Origin of the sequence: Corynebacterium sp. (genome assembly GCF_022712195.1) — a bacterium.
Classification (GTDB): domain Bacteria; phylum Actinomycetota; class Actinomycetes; order Mycobacteriales; family Mycobacteriaceae; genus Corynebacterium.
On record NZ_JALAGY010000042.1, the window covers coordinates 1 to 18,547 of the forward strand.

The window sequence follows — 18,547 nt, forward strand, 5'->3', positions numbered from 1 at the left end:
CCGCACCCTCAGGAAGGAGCGAAGCTTACGCAGTACGTCAGCGCCGTTATCCTGCCGCACACTGTGCGGTGTCGGTCGCTCTGACTCGCATTAATCTACACACCCCACACACCCGACACAAAACAGCAGGTCAACACCCCCACACAACACCACAACCAACACCAACCACCGCCAGGTTCCACACGAAGGCCGCGGATCGGCTCTTCATCGCCAACTGTGAGGCCCTGGCCAACCTGGACGATATTACGTCACAGTGACGAAGTAGACCGCTGGATCGCGATATCCCGGCTCAACCGCTCAGCGAACTTCGGCCACTGTCCCCTGACATCACAACGCACCCTGACGTTCGTAGTAGGTGCGTTCCGCTCCCCGGACATAGCCGGTAATGCGGAGACTGTCACCCCCGGCGACCCGACCGTACGTCCACACGACCGTGGCGGCTGTCAGCACGAGCACAGCAACCACGCCGAACATCGGAGCTGGTCCGCGAAGAGCCGCCTGGGTCTCGACCGTCATCAGCAACCCGCCTGCCGGCACCAGTCCGACTAGCGGGGTAATCGGTCCGCCGCTCACCGCGATGAACGGCAGAAGAGCGGTCCCCAGCGCCCCGAAGGACATCGCGAGGGCGAACTGTTCCGGGGACTCGACCGTCAGTGGTTGCGTAGTGCTGATCACGCCGACTGAGAATCCGAGATGCACCATGAGAAGCAGCAGGACAACGAACAGTGCAGACCCCACGAAAGCGTGTCGGTACCAGCGACGGACCGGCAGTCCGACTGACCTCCACCCCCGGTAGCCGTCGGCGAGCACCGCCGCGACGACCGGGAGCATCGCCATGACCAGGGGGAGCATCGTCGCCAGGCTGACGAAGGATGTCTCCGAGTCACCTTGCAGCATTTTCAGGACCGCAATCAGCACCGCCATCAGTACGGCGGTGAGCACGGTGGCGACCGCGACCGGCAGATACACGAGTCTCCATGCCAAGGGCCCCGTAAGGGACGTCATCCCCCGTGACAGTACCGTCCATAATCTTGTCGGTCCCCGTGTCCGGCCGACTGACCAGCTGTCCCCCCGAACCTGTCTCCACCCTGTCGCCACGTGCGACACAACGATGAATCCGAGTGCGCACAGTATCCCGGCGTATTCTGCCGTGCCTGCCGACGCGGCTGCTCCGACGCCGACGAGCACCACGGTGATCAGCACCACAGCCGTCGCCGTATCCACGGTCCAGTAGCGCAGCGGAATCCCGAAGGCCCGGTAACGGCCGAGGTCGGGCACCGTCACCCACATCGCGCAGGAACACAGCACTGCAATTATCGCCATCTGGGCAGGGCCGCTGCCGATCTCGAGAATCATCCAGGTCACGAGCCCCAGCGGGATCACCAGCAGCTGTTCTGCCCGGGGATACATCTGGAATCTCACCCGGAAGGGCACGCTGTTCATGACTCCCCCTCCCCGGTCAGCGCGATCACGGCGTCCTCTGTCCCCAGTCGCTCCCTGGTCACCCCGGGCCACACCGGCAGCGTCCCGCCACCGACGTCGACGTCCACCGACATACTGCCGGCGACGTCCCGCATCGCCATCAGGCGGACGCCCGGCAGTGCCCTCACCTCATCGAGGACCCCGGACATGGTCGACGCACTCCCGGTGAGACGGACGAACCTGTCGCCGAGCTCGGCGCCGTCGATGTCATGGCGGATGCGGCCGCCCTCGCCGAGGATCAGCAGCCGGTCCACGATGCGTCCGGCGTCGGCCAGCTGGTGGGTGGACAGGACGATGCAGCGGGGGTCGTCCTCCTGGACGCCGGCGAGAATCTCGTAGAACAGGCGACGGTTCTGCGCGTCCAGCCCTGAGTACGGCTCGTCCAGAAGGATCAGCGGCGCCCGGGACGCCAGCCCGACGACGATGCCCACCATCGACCTCTGCCCGGTCGAGAGCGACGACATGCCGCCGAACCGGCGGAGTCCGAACCGTCCTGCGAGGTCCTCAGCCAGGGCGCCGTCCCAGCGGGGGTACCTCTGGGACGCGACGGAAAGCACCGTGTCCACCGACCACTGGGGCGGGTAGAGGATGTCGACGCCGGTGAAGCAGACCTGGTTCATGACCACCGGGTTATCGAACGGCCGGTGACCGTCGACGGTGACACGCCCGCCGGTTTCTCTGAGCTGACCGGCGAGGATGCCCATGAGGGTGGTCTTGCCGACACCGTTGCGTCCGACAAGACCCACGGTGCCCTCCCTCGGCAGGTCGACCGAGAGGTCACGGAGGACCTGCCGGTTGCCGAAGGAGCGGTCGAGGTGTTCGGCGCGGACCAGCGGGTCAGGGACGGTGGTTCCGGGTGACGGTGTCATGTCTTCTTCTCCCTTTCCGGGGTGGTGAATGGGGCGGTGTCCGAAGGTGGTGTCCGGGGTCAGTTGCCTAGTCGGGTGAGCATCCTCCGTTGCCCGCCCACGATGCTGGTCATCGTCCATTCGGGGCGTCCGGTCGTCCCGGCAGCCGGGTAGGACACCGTGACGTCGGTGAGTGTGATGGTCATGAGTACAGTCCTCTGCTTTCCGCGACCTGGTCGACCAGCCGGTGGACCTCGTCGCGTGTCAGGTCGAGTTTGATGGCCTCGTCCACCAGGGGCGCGAGGAAGTCGGCGGCGAAGGCGTCCCGGCGCCGTGCCGTGATCCGGGCCCGCTCCCCGTCCTCGACGAACATCCCCAGGCCACGTCTCTTGACCAGGACGCCCCGCTCGGCGAGGAGGGTCAGCCCCTTGCGCGCGGTGGCCGGGTTGATGCCGTGGAAGGCGGCGAGCTCATTGGTGGAGGGGGCGCGGTCGCCCTCCCGGAGGGAGCCGTCGACGACGGAGTCCTCCACGAGTTCGGCGATCTGCCGGAACAACGGTGACGTCGTCTCGTCCACTAGCCGCCTCCTTCCCGCACCAGGGCTTGTTGGTTGGTTACTCCTGTAACTAACCATCGCACGACTGCGTGTTTCTGACAAGGGCAGGCGGACACGACGCCGCCGGACCACCGAATGACCAGCACACCTCCCCACCGGCCGCACACCTGATGCACACTGGGGGGAACAATCGACTGAACTTAGTGAGGACCCTCCGATGCTCGAACGAACCCTGATCTACGTCGACACCTCTTACCTGCTCGCCAGCTTCTACAACGCCTGGGAGACCGGCGCGCGGGCGCAGCTCGAGATCGATCTTCCGGAGGTCGTGAACGTGCTGGAATCGCGTGTGGTGGACCAGCTGAGACAACCGGTCTACCGGCAGAACTGGTACGACGGACTCCCGGATTCCGGGCCGCACCGCTATCAGCGGGCGTTGCGTTCCTGCAACGGGGTCCAGCTGCGGACGGGGCAGCTCATCGAGTGGGGCGACCGCCGTACCCAGAAGGCCGTCGACACCCGGCTCGTCGCCGACATGGTCATCAGCGCCATGTCCCGCGACGTCACCGACATCGTCCTGGTCTCCGGTGACGCCGACATGCTCCCCGGGGTCGAGGAGGCGGTGGCCCGGGGCGTGCGGGTGCACCTCTACGGCTTCGGGTGGGACTCGATGTCGGCCAATCTGCGCTACTCCTGCGACTCCACCACCATCCTCGACCCGCGGGAGGACTTCGCCGACTGCATGCGGCTGCAGATCCTCGAGGGGCCGCTGAAGACGGGGGCGGCGGGAGCCCAGCACAAGCCCATCGGCGACGCCGAACCCGTCGAGGACCTCTCCGGGACGTGCGCCGTGCCGGACGTCCGCCGACGGCCCGCCACTCCCGCCGACGACGCCGACGCCGGCGCCACTGAAACTTCCGGGACCGCCGAGACCACCGGCTCCGGTCCCGACGCTGACGGCTCCGCCGCCGGGGACGGGTCCGGTACCGCGCCGACGCCGGCGTCTGTGCCGTCATCTGTGCCGGCGTCGTCCCGCGAGCCGGCCCGCGAGCCGGCCCGCGAGCCGGCCCCAGTCTCCCACGAGAACCCCGTATCCGCCGACCAGGACGGCGACGACGACACAGACGGCACAGACGGCACCGCCGACACCGCCGAAGGGACGGACGCCCCCGCCTCACCTGCCTCCCCGGCCGATCTCGCCGGCTCCCGCCCCACCCCGGCGATGATGGCACCGCGCCGCCGGCTCCGCAGCCGCTACGTCCCTCTTCCCACGGAGGTGTGGCAGTCCGGCGGCCAGCAGAACCCCTTCGACATCGGCGAGCAGTACGCCGTCTGGTGGTACCAGCACGCCGCCACCACCGAACAGCAGGACGGCGCCCACGTGCTCTGCGGCGGCGGCCTGCCGCCCGAGGTGGACCGGCCGCTGCTCCAGTTCGCCTGCGAGACCCTCCACGAGTACACGCTGACCGAGTACCAGCGCGTGAACCTCCGCGACGGTTTCCACTCCGGGATCCGGGGCATCCTGCTCAACCGGTAGTTCCCGACCTGCCCACCCCGTGCAGGCACCTCCCAGTCACCCTTCAGCCGGTGACGGCGCCGACTGTGAGAAAATGCCGTCATGACAGCCCCCGCCACCGGCCTCACCGGTACCGACGCCGCGTCCCACCCCGACCGCACCGGTCGCGGTTTCCTGTCCTTCTGCGGGCAGGTCGTGGGTTCGGGTGTCCTCGCCTCCGTCGTCACGCTGGCGGCGTGGTTCGTGCTCTCCCGCACGAACCTGCCCGCCTACTCGTCGTCGAACGTCACCAAGGCGCTGGCCAGCGCCGGCGGCGTCATCGTCCTGGTCGTGCTGGCCCTGGTGCTCTACGCGGTGCTGCACTCCCGCACCCCGTTCGTCGACTGGCCGCGGTGGCGCCGGGCCGGGGCGACGGTGCTGTGCTGGCTCGCACCCGCGGGCCTGGTCATCGCCGCCCTCGCCGTCCCGCTGGCGGCCACCCGCCTCTACCTCGACGGCATCAGCGTGGACCAGGCGTTCCGCACCCAGTTCTTCACCCGGATGACCGACCAGCCGGGCTTCGGGGACATGGCCTACCTGGGTGAGCCGAGTTTCTACCCGCGCCTGTGGTTCCTCACCGGTGGCCTGTTCGCCAACGTCCTCGGCCTCGCCGGGTGGGCCGCCTTCCAGCCGTGGTCGTTGATCACCCTCGCCGCCGCCGGGTCCATGCTGGTCCCGGTGTGGCACCGGCTCACCGGGTCGCTGCCCCTGGGCAGCGTCATCGCCGTGGTGACCACCGCGGTCGTGCTGTACACCGCGCCGGAGGAGCCCTACGCCGCCGTCGTCGCCTTCGGGATGCCCGCCGCGGTCGTCCTCGCCGGACGCGCCGTCCGCGGCTCCCGTCCGGGGATCGCCGGGCTGGCGGTGTTCCTCGGCCTGTCGGCGAACCTGTACACGCTCTACACCGGTGTCTCCGCGCTGACCGTGGTGGTCATCGCCGTCGTCGTCGCCTGGAGCACCCGCACGGTCATGCCGCTGGTGCGCCTGACCGTCATCGGTGCGGGGGCGATCGTCATCGCCCTGGCCGGATGGGCACCGTACGGACTGGCCCGGCTCACCTCGGAGAGCGGGCCCAGCGGACGGGCACAGCACTACCTCCCGCAGTCCGGCACCGAGATCCCCGTGCCCTTCTTCCACGTGAACCTCGTCGGGGCGCTGGCGCTGCTGTGCATCGTGTGGATGGTGCTGCGGTGGCGGCGCAGCCAGGTCCGCGCGCTCGTCGCCGGGCTGGTGGTCTGCTACCTCTGGGTCCTGGCGTCCATGCTGACGACCCTCACCGGGACCACACTGCTGGGCTTCCGCATGGAGCTCCCGATCTCCCTGCTGCTGGTCACCGGCGGCATGATGGCGCTCGAGGACCTGCGCGTCAACGGCGTCCGCCGCGCCTACCCCCAGTTCGTGGGGCCGGACGCCGCCCCGAAGGTGACCGCCGTCCTGGCGGTCCTGCTCACCTTCGCCGCGGCGACGCACGTGATCAACATCCCGCTGAACCTGCGTCAGCACATCGACCTCGCCTACACCGACACCGACGGCGAGGCCCAGCGCGGTGACCTCTTCCCCGCCGACTCCACCGTCTACTACGCCGACGTCGACGCCTACATCGACGAGACCCTGGGGCTCGGCGGCCACCGTGCCGGCACCGTGGTGCTCACCGACGAGCAGAGCTTCATGGCCTACTACCCGTACCACTCCTACCAGGCGATGACCGCCCACTACGCCAACCCGCTCGGCCGGTTCGAGGACCGCAACGCCGAGATCGAGCGGTGGACCGGGATCTCCGACCCCGCCGAACTCACCGAGGCGATGGACGCCGCCACCGAGGAGCAGGGCTGGGCCGGGCCCGACGCCCTCGTCCTGCGCGGACAGGCCGCCGACGCCACAGCGGACGGGGACGGCACCTTCAGCTACCGTCTGGCGGAGGACATCTACCCGAACGACCCCAACGTCCGGTTCACCACGATGTCCTTCCGCGCCTCGGCGTTCTCCGAGGGCTGGGACCTGGAGCAGATCGGGCCGTTCGTCGTGGCCGTGCGGCAGCGGTAGCCCTGCGCCGCAGGGCACACAGCGGGCCTGACCGGCCGTGACCGGCTGTGACCGACGCCGCGCGTCACCGCTTAGTCCTCACCAGACTCCTGCCGTAACATGTGCTGCTATGTCACGAGTCGAACACGATGCGCCCGACGAGGTGTCCGGACAGACCCCTGAGACGAACCCCGACCGCGCGACGGCAGCCGGGGTCGACCGGCTCAAGGCCATCGCCGTCCTGTCGGGTATTGCGGCACTCATCCTGTTCTGTCTGACCCCGCTGCTCCCGGTCAAGCAGGAACAGGCCAGCTTCTCCTGGCCGCAGGGTGGTGACCTGCGCAGCGTCAACGCGCCGCTGATGTCCTACCACCCGGAGAACCTGGACATCACCCTGCCGCTGTCGGAGGTCCGCGACCTCAACGGCCGGCAGACCACAGTCCTGTCCACCGTGCCCGAGGGCGCGGAGGAGGCGACGCTGCGGGGCATGTTCGTCCGGTCCACGCCGGACGGCCTCGACGTCGTGGTGCGCAACTCGGTGGCCCTGTCCGTCGACACCGACACCCTCGAGAACCTGCCGGACGGCGCCCAGCTGCGGATCACCTCCGACCACGAGGGGACCCGGGCCTGGATCCCGGACGCCACGGACGAGAACGGCAACCCGCTGGAAGGCGGGTTCGGGGACGACATCCGTCCCATGCTCACCGGCATCTTCACCGAGATGACCGACAGCCCCGACAACGCCCGGGCGGCCATCGACGCCGGCCTGAAGGTGGACGTCACCGTCGACTCGCGGTACACCTCCACCCCCAGCGGCATCAAGATCGCCGCGATGGTCCTCGGTGTCCTCTTCATGGTCGTGTCCCTGTGGGCGCTGCACCGCATGGACATCCTCGACGGCCGTACCCGCACCCGGCGCCGCTTCCTGCCCGCCAACTGGTGGCGACCACGCTGGCTCGACGGAGTCGTCGGCGGCATCCTGGTTCTCTGGTACTTCATCGGCGCGAACACCGCCGACGACGGCTACCTGCTGACCATGGCCCGCGCCAGCCAGGAGTCCGGCTACATGGCGAACTACTACCGGTGGTTCGGCGTCCCGGAGTCCCCGTTCGGCGCCCCGTACTACGACCTGCTGGCGCTGATGACGCACGTCTCCACCGCCTCGGTGTGGATGCGTCTGCCCGTCCTCATCGCCAGCCTGCTGACCTGGATGCTCCTCTCACGCGAGGTGCTGCCCCGGCTGGGCACGAAGATCGCCCAGCGCCAGGTCGCGCACTGGACCGCCGCCGCGGTGTTCCTCGTCTTCGCCATGACCTTCAACAACGGTCTGCGTCCGGAGCCCGTCATCGCCCTCGGCGCCCTGCTGACCTGGGTCTGCATGGAACGCGCGATCGCCACGGGCCGGCTGCTGCCGGCCGCCGTCGGCGTGATCGTCGCGTCCCTCTCCCTGGCCGCGGGCCCCACCGGCCTGATGGCCGTCGCCTCGATCCTCGTCGCCCTGTCCGGCCTGGTCCGCATCGTCATCCGGCGGCTCCCCCTGCTCAACGCAGGCAAGGGCAGCTCGAAGAAGAAGGTCACCGGGGCCGTAGTCGCCCAGATCGCCCCCTTCTTCGCCGCCGGCACCGCCGTGCTGATCTGCGTCTTCGGTGACCAGACACTGAGCACCGTGATGGAGTCCATCGGCGTGCGCGGCCCCGTCGGCCCGTCCCTGTCCTGGTACGAGGAGCCGCAGCGCTACACCGAGCTGCTGAAGCAGACCGTCGACGGGTCCTTCCCCCGCCGGTTCTCCGTGCTCATGATGCTGCTGTGCCTGGCCGTGGTCGTCGCCTCGATGCTGCGCAACCGCCGCGTCCCCGGCACCGCCCACGGGCCCGCGCTGCGGATGACCCTCGTGGTCGTCGGCACCATGTTCTTCATGACGTTCACCCCCACCAAGTGGACCCACCACTTCGGTGTCTACGCCGGCATCGCCGCGGGCCTCGCCGCGCTGGCCGCCGTCGCGGCGTCCACCATGGCGATGCGGTCGGCGCGCAACCGCATCGTCTTCCTCGGTGCCTGCCTGCTGCTGTTCGCCTTCACCCTCGCCGGCACCAACGGCTGGTGGTACATCTCCAGCTTCGGTGTGCCCTGGTACGACAAACCCATCCAGGTCGCCGGCTTCGAGATCTCCACCGGCATGATGGTCCTCGCCGTGCTGGTGATGTTCATCGGCGTGGTCATCGGCTTCCTCAACGACATCCGTGAGGCCAACGCCACCACCGACGCCGAACTGCAGGAGGTCGACCGCCGCGAAGCCGCGCAGGCACAGCGCTTCGCCGGTGTCGCCGCCGCACCGATCGCCGTGCTCACCGCGATCGTCGTGCTGTTCAACCTGGCCTCACTGGGCAAGGGCTTCATCTCCCAGTGGCCCGCCTACTCGGTGGGCAAGGGCAACCTCGCCGCCCTGGCCGGCAACTCCAGCGGCATGGCCGGCGACGCCCTCGTCGAGTCCGACACCAACGAGTCCTTCCTCGAGACCGCCGACGGCACCGACTTCGTCGACTCGCTGACCGGCGAGAACTCCCGCGGCTTCGGGGAGAACAACATCCCCAACCGCATCCAGGAGAGCTCCGACAGCTCCGACTCCGGCTCGTCGCCGCAGACCTCCGCCGTGGACACCAACGCCTACGGCTCCACCGAGGAGGAGGACATCACCGACACCGGCCCCGGCGGCGGACTGAACCCGCGTGCCGGCGCCAACGGCTCCTACGCCCAGCTGCCCTTCGACATCGACCGCAGCCAGGTGCCGGTCGTGGGCTCCTACACCGACGGCCTGCAGCTCCAGGCCGAGACGACCACGTCCTGGTACTCCCTGCCGGAGCGCAGCGACGACTCGCCGCTGCTCATCATCTCCGCCGCCGGAGAAGTGTCCCACCTGGACATGAACGGTGTGCGCCAGTACGGCCAGGAACTGCGGCTCCAGTACGGCCGCAGCACCGGCGAGGGAAGCGGGTCCGAGGACTTCGAGGTCATGGGCGAGCTCGAGCCGCTCGACATCGGCACCGCACCGCAGTGGCGCAACCTGCGCTTCCCGATGGACCAGATCCCGGAGGACGCCGACGTCGTGCGGGTCTACGCCGCCGACATGAACGTCACCCCGGACCAGTGGCTGGCCTTCACACCTCCGCGCGTGCCGACCCTGACCCCGCTGAACGACGTCATCGGTGACGCACCGACGCTGCTCGACTGGTCCGTCCCGCTGCAGTTCCCGGCGCAGCGGCCGTTCAGCCACTACGCCGGCGTGGCGGAGGTCCCGCAGTTCCAGATCTCCCCGGAGCACGACGCGAAGAAGGCGCACGCCCCCGTCCAGGACTACTACGGCGGCGGCGCCGGCGGACTGACCCAGATGGTCACCCACGGCACCGAGATGTCGACCTACCTCAAGGATGACTGGCAGCGCGACTGGGGTGTGGTCACCAGGCTGACCCCGTTCGCCTCAAGCACCGGCGAGAAGCCGAAGACTGTGGACGTCGACATCGAGACCGAGAACCGGTCCGGACTGTGGTCACCGGGGCCGATGCGCCTGAGTTGAGGCCCGAAGACCCGGTAACGACGGTTTCTGTCTGACATCGACGGTGAAGTAACGACTTCGCTCTCGATCCTGGACAGAAACCGTCGTTGTGTCTCCGGGCCGGCCGCCGCCGGCTACAGTGCTCCCCGGAGGGGATATCCGCATGGGGGTCGAATCACTGTCGTCACGGCCGGTCTGGTTGACCGGCGAACTCGTCGGGGCCGGGTTCACCGAAGCTCAGGTCCGGGCTGCGGTCCGGCGCGGAGACCTGCACAGGATCGGCAGAGGTGTGTACACCTCGTCGCCACCGGACGATCTTCTGACGCTGCAGGCACTGGCGCACCTCGTCCCGGCGGTCGTCTACACCGGACCGACCGCACTGTTCCTGTACGACGAGAAGCCGATGGTCTGGCCGGCGCGCGGTCTCGTGCCGCGCGACGGACGTGCCGGTCGACGTGATCGCCTGCTGCTGCGTGTCCGCGATCTCCGCCGCCATCGTCACCAGCACGGTCTCAGGGTCTCCACCCCTCTGCAGGCCGCTGTCGATGTCCACCGCTCCACTGCACCGACCTGCGGCGACGACGATCTGAGACGGTTCCTGACCAGGATGTACAGCGGCACAAAGGGGAACGACATCCTCGCCGAGGATCTCGCCGGCCTGACGTCCGGCACAGCCCAGGCCGAGAACCTGCTCGACGGGCTGCCGACCGGCACCGCCAGCAGACTGGAGCGCACGGCGCTGCGCCTGGTGCACCGTGCGGTCGAGGGCCTGCCGGTCACGGTGCTGACGAACGTTCTCGTCGGCCCCTACCGGTTCGACGTGGTCGTTCCCGAGGCACGGGTGCTCATCGAGATCGACAGCTTCCACTACCACGCGGTCACCGACACCGCCGACTCCCGTGGTTTCATCCGCGACCGGTGGAAGGGCAATGCGGCGGCACAGTGGGGGTGGGTGTTGTTCCGGTACACGGACTTCTGCATCGGTCCCGGTGGTGTGGACTCCCGTATCGTGGCGCAGCTCCGCGAGGTTGTGGCGGGCCGGGTCAACCGGCGGTGGTCGACCGTCCCCGGTTACCCGGACGTGGCCGTGTGGGACTTCCACCCGCAGCTGCGCTGACGGATGCCTACAGTGGTGCCCATGGCTGAAACCACTGACGCACCGACGATCCCCGACAACATCACCGAGGCCTCCACCGGCCCTGTCCCCGCTGCGGCGGACGACCTCTACCGTCACGTCAACGGCGCCTGGCTGGCGTCGCACGAGATCCCCGCCGACCGCGCCGTCGACGGCAAGTTCCATGAGCTGCGCGACCGCGCCGAGCTGGACGTCAGGGAGATCGTCGAGGCGGCGGACCCGTCCACGCGGATCGGCGCGTTGTTCAGTTCCTACATGGACGAGGACGGTGAGCACGGTATCGAGCAGGCCGGCCTGTCGGTCCTCTCCCCGGACCTCGACCCGGTCCGGGACGCGGCGGACCTCGACGCCCTGGTCGCCACGCTGGCCCGGCTCGACCGGCACGGCGTCGGCGGCGTGGTCGGCTTCTGGACGGAGAAGGACGCGGGCGGCAGCGGCGACGAGGTCGCCTACATCGTCCAGTCGGGTCTCGGGCTCCCGGACGAGGCCTACTACCGTGAGGACCAGCACGCCGACACCCGCACCGCCTACCGCGCTTTCATCGAACGGTTCCTGACGCTGGTCGAGGAGACCGGTGAGCAGCCCCGGCCCGGTCGGTTCGCCGGGCTGGACGCCTCCGCCGCGGCGGACGCCCTCATGGCCTTCGAGACCGGCCTGGCGAAGGGCCACTGGGACACCGTGGCGTCCCGGGACGCGGAGAAGACCCACAACCCGACCGCTCAGGACGACCTGCCGTCGGGTTTCCCCTTCGCCGCCTGGCTCGACGGCGTCGGCATCACCGCCGACGTCGCCCCGACCGTGGTCGTGAGCCAGCCGTCCTACCTGGAGCACGTCGCCTCCCTGGTGCCCGGCGCGGGGGACGGCCACGACCTGGACGAGTGGAAGCTGTGGGCGTACTGGCGGGTGCTCACCGCGCGGGCGGGCAAGCTGCCCCGGGTGTTCTCGGAGGCCAACTTCGACTTCTACGGGCGTACCCTGTCCGGTTCCACCGAGCAGCGCGACCGGTGGAAGCGGGCCGTGATGATGGTCGAGGGGGCCGTCGGTGAGGAGGTCGGCCAGGAGTTCGTGCGCCGGCATTTCCCGCCGGAGTTCAAGGAGCTCATGCTGGAGCTCGTGGACTACCTGCTGGCCGCCTACCGGGACCGCATCAGCGAACTGGAGTGGATGACGCCGGCCACCCGGGAACGTGCCCTGGAGAAGCTGGGGACCTTCCGGGCCCGCGTCGGCTACCCGGACACGTGGCGCGACTTCTCCGGACTGACCTTCGGCGACGACGCCCACCACGGGGAGAACCTCCTGGCGAACTACCGTGCCGCCTCCGACTTCAACCACGAGTTCGAGGTCGCCAAGCTCGGGAAGCCCAGCGACGGTGAACTGTGGTTCACCACCCCGCAGACCGTGAACGCCTTCTACAACCCGGTCCGCAACGACATCACGTTCCCGGCGGCGATCCTGCGTCCGCCGTTCTTCGACGCCGACCCGGAGACGGCGGACATGGCGGGCAACTTCGGGGCCATCGGCGCGGTCATCGGCCACGAGATCGGCCACGGGTTCGACGACCAGGGCTCCAAGTACGACGGCGACGGCAACCTCAACTCCTGGTGGACGGAGGAGGACCGGGCTGCCTTCACCGAGCTGACCGACAGGCTCGTCGCCCAGTACGACGGCCTGGTGCCCACCGGTCTGGCCCAGCGGGGGCAGACCGACCACAAGGTCAACGGCTCCTTCACCCTCGGGGAGAACATCGGTGACCTCGGTGGACTCGGCATCGCCGTCGTCGCCCTGAAGAAGTGGCTCGCCGACCGCGGGGAGACGGTGGACACCGCCCCCACGGCACCGGTGGAGGGGGTGGACGGCGCCGCGGACGGCACAGAGTTCACCGTCCTGCAGCGTTTCTTCCTGCGGTGGGCCACGGTGTGGCGGACGGCGATCCGTCCGCAGATGGCGGCGCAGTACGTGGCGATCGACCCGCACTCCCCCGGTGAGTTCCGCTGCAACGTCGTCGCGTCGAATGTCGCCGAGTTCTACGAGGCCTTCGACGTCACCCCCGACAACGGCATGTGGTTGTCCCGGGACCGGCGCGTGACGATCTGGTAACGTCCCGGGAATGCCGGCTGCACCGATCACACCGGACCCGGGGGCGGACGGGTGGGGACGTCCGACGCCCGGGCCCCACGTCACCCCGCCGCCGGGCCCACCGGACGCTGACCCGGAGGGGCACTTCAGGCCCGCGGCGGTCGGGCCCCACCGCACCGCCCGCTGGTTCATCCTCGTCGGTGCGGCCCTGCTGCTCCTGGCGGCACCGCTGGCCGTCCCGGTGAACGAGGACCCGGACACCGGACCGTACCTGCTCAACGAGGCTGCGGCGGACAGTCTCACCGCGTGGGGGTCCGCACCGCTGGACCTGGCGGGGCTGGACGGCCGGTGCGTCGCCACCGGTGAGGCGCTGCTGCCGGGCACCCTGGAGGCCTCCTGCGTGGTCGGGTACGGGCTGGAGCACGTGGACCTCGACATCGTCTCGATGGCCGGGGTGGACGACGCCGCCCTGTCGTCGGGGCGTGGCCTGCGCGCCATCCTCGCCACCGACGTGTCCGACGTCGCGTTCCGCCCCGCCGTCGCCGAGGAGGTGCTCCACCCGTCCCTGTCGGCACGGGCCGGGGAGTTCATGGTGTCGCCGGTCGTCGAGCTGAGGGCCCCCTCCGGCCTGCTGGACGACCTGCCCGACCCGCGTGACCCGGGCGTTCCCGCCGACACCCGGCCCGTCCAGTTCGGGGATCCGGCGCCCGGAGGGACGCCGGGACGCTACACCGCCGCCGCGTCCGTCCTGCTCGACGGGCCCGACGGTGTCCTGTACACCTTCGCCGTCACCGGCGGGGACGAGGAGTCCGTCGCCGTGACCGCCGACCAGCTGTGGGGTGCCGTCCGTGCCGCATGACGACCCTTCCCGCCACGCCCGGGGCTGGCGCGTCCTCGACGTGCCACGGAGCCACCACGACGCGTTCCCGCCGAACCAGCGGCCGCGACTGCGGCCCACCTGGGACGTCTTCGGCTGGTCCTTCCTGGTGATCACCCTGGTCAGCCTAGTGGTGACCGCACTGACCCCCGCGGTACTGATGCTCTTCCCCGGTCCGGGCCCCGTGGCGCTGGCCTCGCTGTACGCCGTGCTCTTCGTGGCCGTGACCTGGTTCCTGCTGTCCCGCACACTGATCTACCGGGGAACGCCGTGGCTGCTGGCCGGCGCGGCGGTGCTGTGGGGCATGACCGGGGCCTTCACCCTCGGCGCCTTCACCGTGAGCGAGCGCCTGATCGACCTGTCCTACAGCTGGGACATCGGCGAACTGGCCCTGTCCCTCGGCGGGGCGTACCCCGAGGAGCTCTCCAAGGCCCTCGGCGTGTGGCTCCTGCTGCACATGGGGCGGGCCTGGTGGAACCGCCCCTGGCACGGGCTGGTCGCCGGCATGCTCGTGGGGATCGGCTTCGAGGCCTTCGAGAACGTCGGCTACGCGGTGATGTTCTCCGTGTACCACCCCACCTCCGACATTGCCGGGGTGTCCGAGATGTGGCTCTTCCGGCTCGTGGCGGGACCGCTGCTGCACGCGGTGTGCACCGGACTGGTCGGCTACGGCATCGGCATGGCGGTCTACGCCGCCGGCCTCACCTGGCGACGGCGACTGGCGTGGGTGCTGGCCTCCGGCCTGGCGGGGTTCATGGTCCACGCCGGATGGAACCTCCAGGTGGAGTCCCTGGCGGCCACCCTGACCCACCTCGTCCTCTCCTGGGGACTGGGTGCGGCACTGCTGGTCACCGCCGTCGTGCTCTCGACGAAGGAGGCCCGGGCGCTCGCCGCCGCCGGCCGCTACCCGGCCGTGTCGGTATACCAGCGCATCCCGGAGCCGCGTCCCGCCCCACCGGTGTTTCCGCAGGTCCCGCAGATGCCGCCCGGGGTACCGCCGCAGGGGCCTCCGGGGCGTCCCGGGTTCGGACCACCTCGGCGATAAGGGTTGCCGGCCGCGCGGTTCCGGCTATCATCGGCGCCATGACCATTCTCTCCAGTCAGTCCAGCCGTCCCCGATCCCCCCGCTCCCGGGCCCTCACCGCCCTGTCCGCCACGGTCGCCCTGTCCGCAGGAGTCCTCACCGCGACCGCGGCCCCTGCCGGCGCCGCGACCACCGGCTCCGCACCCTCACCCTCACCCTCTTCCTCGGCCTCGGCCTCGGCCTCGGTCAGCGTGACCCAGCCCGTCGGCCAGAAGTCCACCGTCGACAACCCCGGCCGCACCGCCGCGGTCGCCACGGCCGCCGGTGTGCACCCGGCCGTCGTCGCACGCCTGCTGGCCGACCCGGAGGCCACCATCGCCGCCGGTGAGCGCCTCGGCGTCCCGCGCGAGACCGCCGTCTGGGCCGCGAACAACCCGGAGCAGGCCCTGGGTGCCGCCCGGGCCGCCGGGATCGACCCCGTCTGGGCCGCCAACGTGCTCGCCGCGAACCTGTAGCACCGTCCGGCCCCCTGCCATCCCCGTAGTTTCCGTCGTTTCCGCGACGGAAAAGAGTGTCCCCGTGTCGTCCTGACCCCCGTCAGGATGCACGGGGACTGACTTTTCCCGTGGTCACCGCTGTGACGGAGAAGACGTGAATTGCGACACGCGGTGCGCGTGTTACTCGTGTGATTGTTGTGAATAGTGTGTATCGTGTGGCGCATGCTGTCTCTCCCATGGCGTCGCACCGCGCGCACCACCGTCCCCGCCCGACTCACCGCAGTGACCCTCTTCGGTTCAGCCGCAACGGTCGCCGCCCTGGTCGCCACCGACGTCCTGCCCGTGCCCAGCTGGGCACTCGACGGCGTCGACGTGGCCAGCCACCAGCACCCCGGCGGCGCAGCCATCGACTGGCAGAGCGTCGCCGCGTCCGGCCAGAGCTTCGCCTTCATCAAGGCCAGCGAAGGCACCGGCTACGTGAACCCCTACTTCACCTCGGACTCCGCCAAGGCCGCGGCCGCCGGGGTGACACCGGGCAGCTACCACTACGCCAAGCCCGGCACCACCGACCCCCGCGCCGAGGCCCAGCACTACGCCGCCACCCTCGCCACCGGCGTCCAGCCCTCCCTGCCCCCGACCCTCGACCTCGAGGAATCCGGCGGGCTCGGCCCGGAGGAACTGCAGAACTGGGTCCGCGACTGGATCGACGAGATCAAGAACCTCACCGGCCGTGACCCGATCATCTACACGTACCAGAACTTCTGGATCAACGACATGGCCAACACCACGGAGTTCTCCGAGTACCCGCTGTGGCTGGCCTACTACAACCCGACCCTGCCGAACGAGATCCCCGGCGGCTGGAACGAGGTCACGTTCTGGCAGTACTCCTCGGAGGGGCAGGTCGACGGCATCTACACCAACGTCGACATGAACACCTACTACGGCACCGACGAGCAGCTGCAGGCGCTCACCGGCACCCCGGCCGACGGCAGCGCGGCAGGCAACGTCGTCGACGCCCTGAAGCCCATCACCGACGCGGCACTCGGCCAGGCCGAGAGCGCCAACGAGACCGAGCACCAGGAGGCCGCCGGCGGCGAACCCGGCCTCGACCAGCCGCTGAGCACCGACCTGCTGGTCAACCTCCTCGGCCTGGTGGGCGGCACCGTCGGCCCGGAGGCCGTCCTCGCCGCCGCACAGGAGTCCGGCCTCGGCGAGTCCCTGGGCGCCGTCCTCGCCTCCTCCGGCATCGAGGCCCGTGACGCCGGCGAAACCATGCCGGTCGCCGCCGTCGCCGCCCTGGTGCTCGGCGCACTCGGACTCGGGGCCGACGGCGGGGACATCGCCAACCAGGTGGGCGAACTCGTCGGATCACTCGTCGACGAACAGGGCGCACCCGCCGAGGGTGGTGTCGACATCTCGCAGCTCGCCGGCCTCATCGGCGGCGGCGACGTCTCGCTCGACAGCATCCTGCGCCTGCTGACCGCCTTCGGCGCCACGGACTACGCCGCCCAGGTCGCCTCCGGCACCGTCGACACCGACGCACTGCTGGCCAAGGTGAAGTCGGGCCCCGGGGACACCCCCGCCGCACAGCCCGCGTCGGACGCACCGGCCGACGCACCCGCCGTCGACGCCGACCCGGAGGCCCTGCGCGCGTCCCTCGAGGCCGCCGGCGTCGACGCGGAGACCGCCGCCAAACTCGCCGCCGACCCTGCCGCCACGGTGGCTGCGGCGGAACGTCTGGGCGTGGACCGCGAGACGGCGTCCCGCTTCGCCTCCGACCCCGAAGGCGCCCTGCGCGCCCTGGAGGACGCGGGCATCGACCCGGTCGGCGCGGCACCGATGCTCGCCGCCCAGCTCTGACCCCACGGGCCGGCCACCGGCGTCACGGACGCCACCGCCTGCGACAGCACAGGACAACGCCCTGACCCGGGATCTCACCGATCCAGGTCAGGGCGTTTCTCTGTGCGGGTGCCCTCCGCGACACGGCGGTCAGGGCTGGGGTGCCCCCGGTGCCATGATGTCGGGCTCGTGGACGTCCTCGAGGCTCTCCGGCGTCGGCTCGGCGATCTCGCACAGGTTCACCAGCGCACCCGTCGGGTCCACCAGGGTGCACAGCCGGCCCAGCTCGGAGTTCCACGGCGCGCGGACCAGCTTGCCGCCGAGCTTCTTGACCTTCTTCGCGGCCTTGTCCACGTCGACGCAGCCGAGGTAGAGGGTCCACATCGACGGGTTCTCGTCCAGCTCACTGGTGTCCCACATGCCGCACAGCGGCGCACCGTTGTACTCACCGGTGGCGTAGCGGAACTTGTCGGTGTCACTGTGCTGACGGATGTCCCATCCGGCCAGGTCGTGGTAGAACTTCATCGTCGCGTCGAACTCCTCACCGACGAGGAGCTCGTGCCACACCGGGGTGCCCGGCTCGCCGGCGGCGAAGAACGGCTCGTCACCGGACGGCTGCTTCAGCCCCACGGTCGCGCCCGACGGGTCGACGATCACGGCCATGCGCCCACGTCGGCCCACGTCGCGCGGGGACAGGATGCTCGTCGCCCCGGCCTTCACGGCCTCCTCGTGGACGTGGTCGATGTCGGGGGCGTACAGCAGCATCCCCCACAGCGACGACTTGTCGTCCGGGACCTCACCGAGGCCCGCGACGGGCATCCCGTTCTTCTTCGCGACGACATAGCCGTCGCACTGTGTGTCGAACTCCCAGTCGAGGAGCTCGGCGTAGAAGGTCTGCGCCTTCTCAAGGTCGGTGGTAGCCAGGTCGATCCAGATCGGCATTCCTGGCTCCGCTACGAGAGCGGGCATCAGAGGTTCCTCCACTTGTCGGGGTCGAAATCGTCATCGGCAGTTGCTTCGTCGAAGAAGTCGTCGTCATCGTCACCGGTACCGTCGCCGTCCGCGCGGTCGTTCCCGATGACGACC

At 69.8% G+C, this 18,547-nt stretch carries 14 protein-coding genes and 1 pseudogene; 9 read left to right on the plus strand and 6 right to left on the minus strand.

The features are described 5' to 3' along the window. Positions 1 to 327 precede the first annotated feature (327 nt). Genes Q0A34_RS05530 through Q0A34_RS05545 form a run of 4 tightly spaced genes read right to left on the minus strand, consistent with a single transcriptional unit; the run spans position 328 to position 2,907 of the window. On the minus strand, positions 328 to 1,443 hold the full coding sequence (locus Q0A34_RS05530; RefSeq protein ID WP_291479013.1) for a hypothetical protein: 1,116 nt from the start codon (positions 1,441 to 1,443) through the stop codon (positions 328 to 330). Further along, entirely contained in the window at positions 1,440 to 2,351 is a 912-nt protein-coding gene (locus tag Q0A34_RS05535) for an ABC transporter ATP-binding protein (protein ID WP_291479014.1), read from the minus strand. Before Q0A34_RS05535 ends, Q0A34_RS05530 begins: the two co-directional genes overlap by 4 nt. Before the next feature lie 59 nt (positions 2,352 to 2,410). After that, complete coding sequence (locus tag Q0A34_RS05540) at positions 2,411 to 2,536, minus strand: hypothetical protein (protein ID WP_291479015.1); 126 nt, start codon at positions 2,534 to 2,536, stop codon at positions 2,411 to 2,413. After that, entirely contained in the window at positions 2,533 to 2,907 is a 375-nt protein-coding gene (locus Q0A34_RS05545; RefSeq protein WP_291479016.1) for a GntR family transcriptional regulator, read from the minus strand. The genes Q0A34_RS05540 and Q0A34_RS05545 overlap by 4 nt, the downstream gene beginning before the upstream one ends. A gap of 196 nt (positions 2,908 to 3,103) precedes the next feature. Here Q0A34_RS05545 and Q0A34_RS05550 point away from each other — a divergent pair, with 196 nt between their 5' ends. From Q0A34_RS05550 to Q0A34_RS05590, 9 genes are all read left to right on the plus strand, one after another. Further along, entirely contained in the window at positions 3,104 to 4,423 is a 1,320-nt protein-coding gene (locus Q0A34_RS05550; protein WP_291479017.1) for an NYN domain-containing protein, read from the plus strand. An 81-nt stretch (positions 4,424 to 4,504) separates the two neighbouring features. Beyond that, on the plus strand, positions 4,505 to 6,484 hold the full coding sequence (locus Q0A34_RS05555; protein ID WP_291479018.1) for a galactan 5-O-arabinofuranosyltransferase: 1,980 nt from the start codon (positions 4,505 to 4,507) through the stop codon (positions 6,482 to 6,484). Between the two features lie 109 nt (positions 6,485 to 6,593). Continuing rightward, entirely contained in the window at positions 6,594 to 10,034 is a 3,441-nt protein-coding gene (locus Q0A34_RS05560) for an arabinosyltransferase domain-containing protein (protein ID WP_291479019.1), read from the plus strand. A 142-nt stretch (positions 10,035 to 10,176) separates the two neighbouring features. Beyond that, positions 10,177 to 11,130 (plus strand): type IV toxin-antitoxin system AbiEi family antitoxin domain-containing protein, encoded by a 954-nt coding sequence (locus tag Q0A34_RS05565; protein ID WP_291479020.1) that lies wholly within the window; start codon positions 10,177 to 10,179, stop codon positions 11,128 to 11,130. A gap of 21 nt (positions 11,131 to 11,151) precedes the next feature. Next, on the plus strand, positions 11,152 to 13,245 hold the full coding sequence (locus tag Q0A34_RS05570; RefSeq protein WP_291479021.1) for a M13-type metalloendopeptidase: 2,094 nt from the start codon (positions 11,152 to 11,154) through the stop codon (positions 13,243 to 13,245). A gap of 10 nt (positions 13,246 to 13,255) precedes the next feature. After that, positions 13,256 to 14,083 carry a hypothetical protein gene (locus Q0A34_RS05575; protein WP_291479022.1) on the plus strand — a complete coding sequence of 276 codons (828 nt, stop codon included), beginning with the start codon at positions 13,256 to 13,258 and terminating at the stop codon, positions 14,081 to 14,083. Further along, the gene (locus Q0A34_RS05580; protein ID WP_291479023.1) at positions 14,073 to 15,146 is read left to right on the plus strand and encodes a PrsW family intramembrane metalloprotease; all 1,074 of its coding nucleotides are present in this window, start codon (positions 14,073 to 14,075) and stop codon (positions 15,144 to 15,146) included. The genes Q0A34_RS05575 and Q0A34_RS05580 overlap by 11 nt, the downstream gene beginning before the upstream one ends. Before the next feature lie 38 nt (positions 15,147 to 15,184). Beyond that, the gene (locus Q0A34_RS05585) at positions 15,185 to 15,640 is read left to right on the plus strand and encodes a hypothetical protein (RefSeq protein WP_291479024.1); all 456 of its coding nucleotides are present in this window, start codon (positions 15,185 to 15,187) and stop codon (positions 15,638 to 15,640) included. Between the two features lie 204 nt (positions 15,641 to 15,844). Next, positions 15,845 to 17,482 (plus strand): glycoside hydrolase family 25 protein, encoded by a 1,638-nt coding sequence (locus Q0A34_RS05590; RefSeq protein ID WP_291479025.1) that lies wholly within the window; start codon positions 15,845 to 15,847, stop codon positions 17,480 to 17,482. A 129-nt stretch (positions 17,483 to 17,611) separates the two neighbouring features. On the opposite strand, the gene Q0A34_RS05595 is transcribed toward Q0A34_RS05590, so the two are convergent. Beyond that, a complete protein-coding gene (locus tag Q0A34_RS05595; protein WP_291479026.1) occupies positions 17,612 to 18,430 on the minus strand; it encodes a VOC family protein in 819 nt (272 codons plus the stop codon). After that, positions 18,430 to 18,547 (minus strand): annotated as a pseudogene (locus Q0A34_RS05600) (RNA-binding protein); the annotation flags it as partial. The pseudogene Q0A34_RS05600 and the gene Q0A34_RS05595, both read right to left, overlap by 1 nt.

Bases quoted from the DNA above. Each gene is read 5' to 3' on its own strand.
- Q0A34_RS05530 (WP_291479013.1), bottom strand. From the start codon at position 1,443: ATGAACAGCGTGCCCTTCCGGGTGAGATTCCAGATGTATCCCCGGGCA.
- Q0A34_RS05535 (WP_291479014.1), bottom strand. From the start codon at position 2,351: ATGACACCGTCACCCGGAACCACCGTCCCTGACCCGCTGGTCCGCGCC.
- Q0A34_RS05540 (WP_291479015.1), bottom strand. From the start codon at position 2,536: ATGACCATCACACTCACCGACGTCACGGTGTCCTACCCGGCTGCCGGG.
- Q0A34_RS05550 (WP_291479017.1), top strand. From the start codon at position 3,104: ATGCTCGAACGAACCCTGATCTACGTCGACACCTCTTACCTGCTCGCC.
- Q0A34_RS05555 (WP_291479018.1), top strand. From the start codon at position 4,505: ATGACAGCCCCCGCCACCGGCCTCACCGGTACCGACGCCGCGTCCCAC.
- Q0A34_RS05560 (WP_291479019.1), top strand. From the start codon at position 6,594: ATGTCACGAGTCGAACACGATGCGCCCGACGAGGTGTCCGGACAGACC.
- Q0A34_RS05565 (WP_291479020.1), top strand. From the start codon at position 10,177: ATGGGGGTCGAATCACTGTCGTCACGGCCGGTCTGGTTGACCGGCGAA.
- Q0A34_RS05570 (WP_291479021.1), top strand. From the start codon at position 11,152: ATGGCTGAAACCACTGACGCACCGACGATCCCCGACAACATCACCGAG.
- Q0A34_RS05575 (WP_291479022.1), top strand. From the start codon at position 13,256: ATGCCGGCTGCACCGATCACACCGGACCCGGGGGCGGACGGGTGGGGA.
- Q0A34_RS05585 (WP_291479024.1), top strand. From the start codon at position 15,185: ATGACCATTCTCTCCAGTCAGTCCAGCCGTCCCCGATCCCCCCGCTCC.
- Q0A34_RS05590 (WP_291479025.1), top strand. From the start codon at position 15,845: ATGCTGTCTCTCCCATGGCGTCGCACCGCGCGCACCACCGTCCCCGCC.
- Q0A34_RS05595 (WP_291479026.1), bottom strand. From the start codon at position 18,430: ATGCCCGCTCTCGTAGCGGAGCCAGGAATGCCGATCTGGATCGACCTG.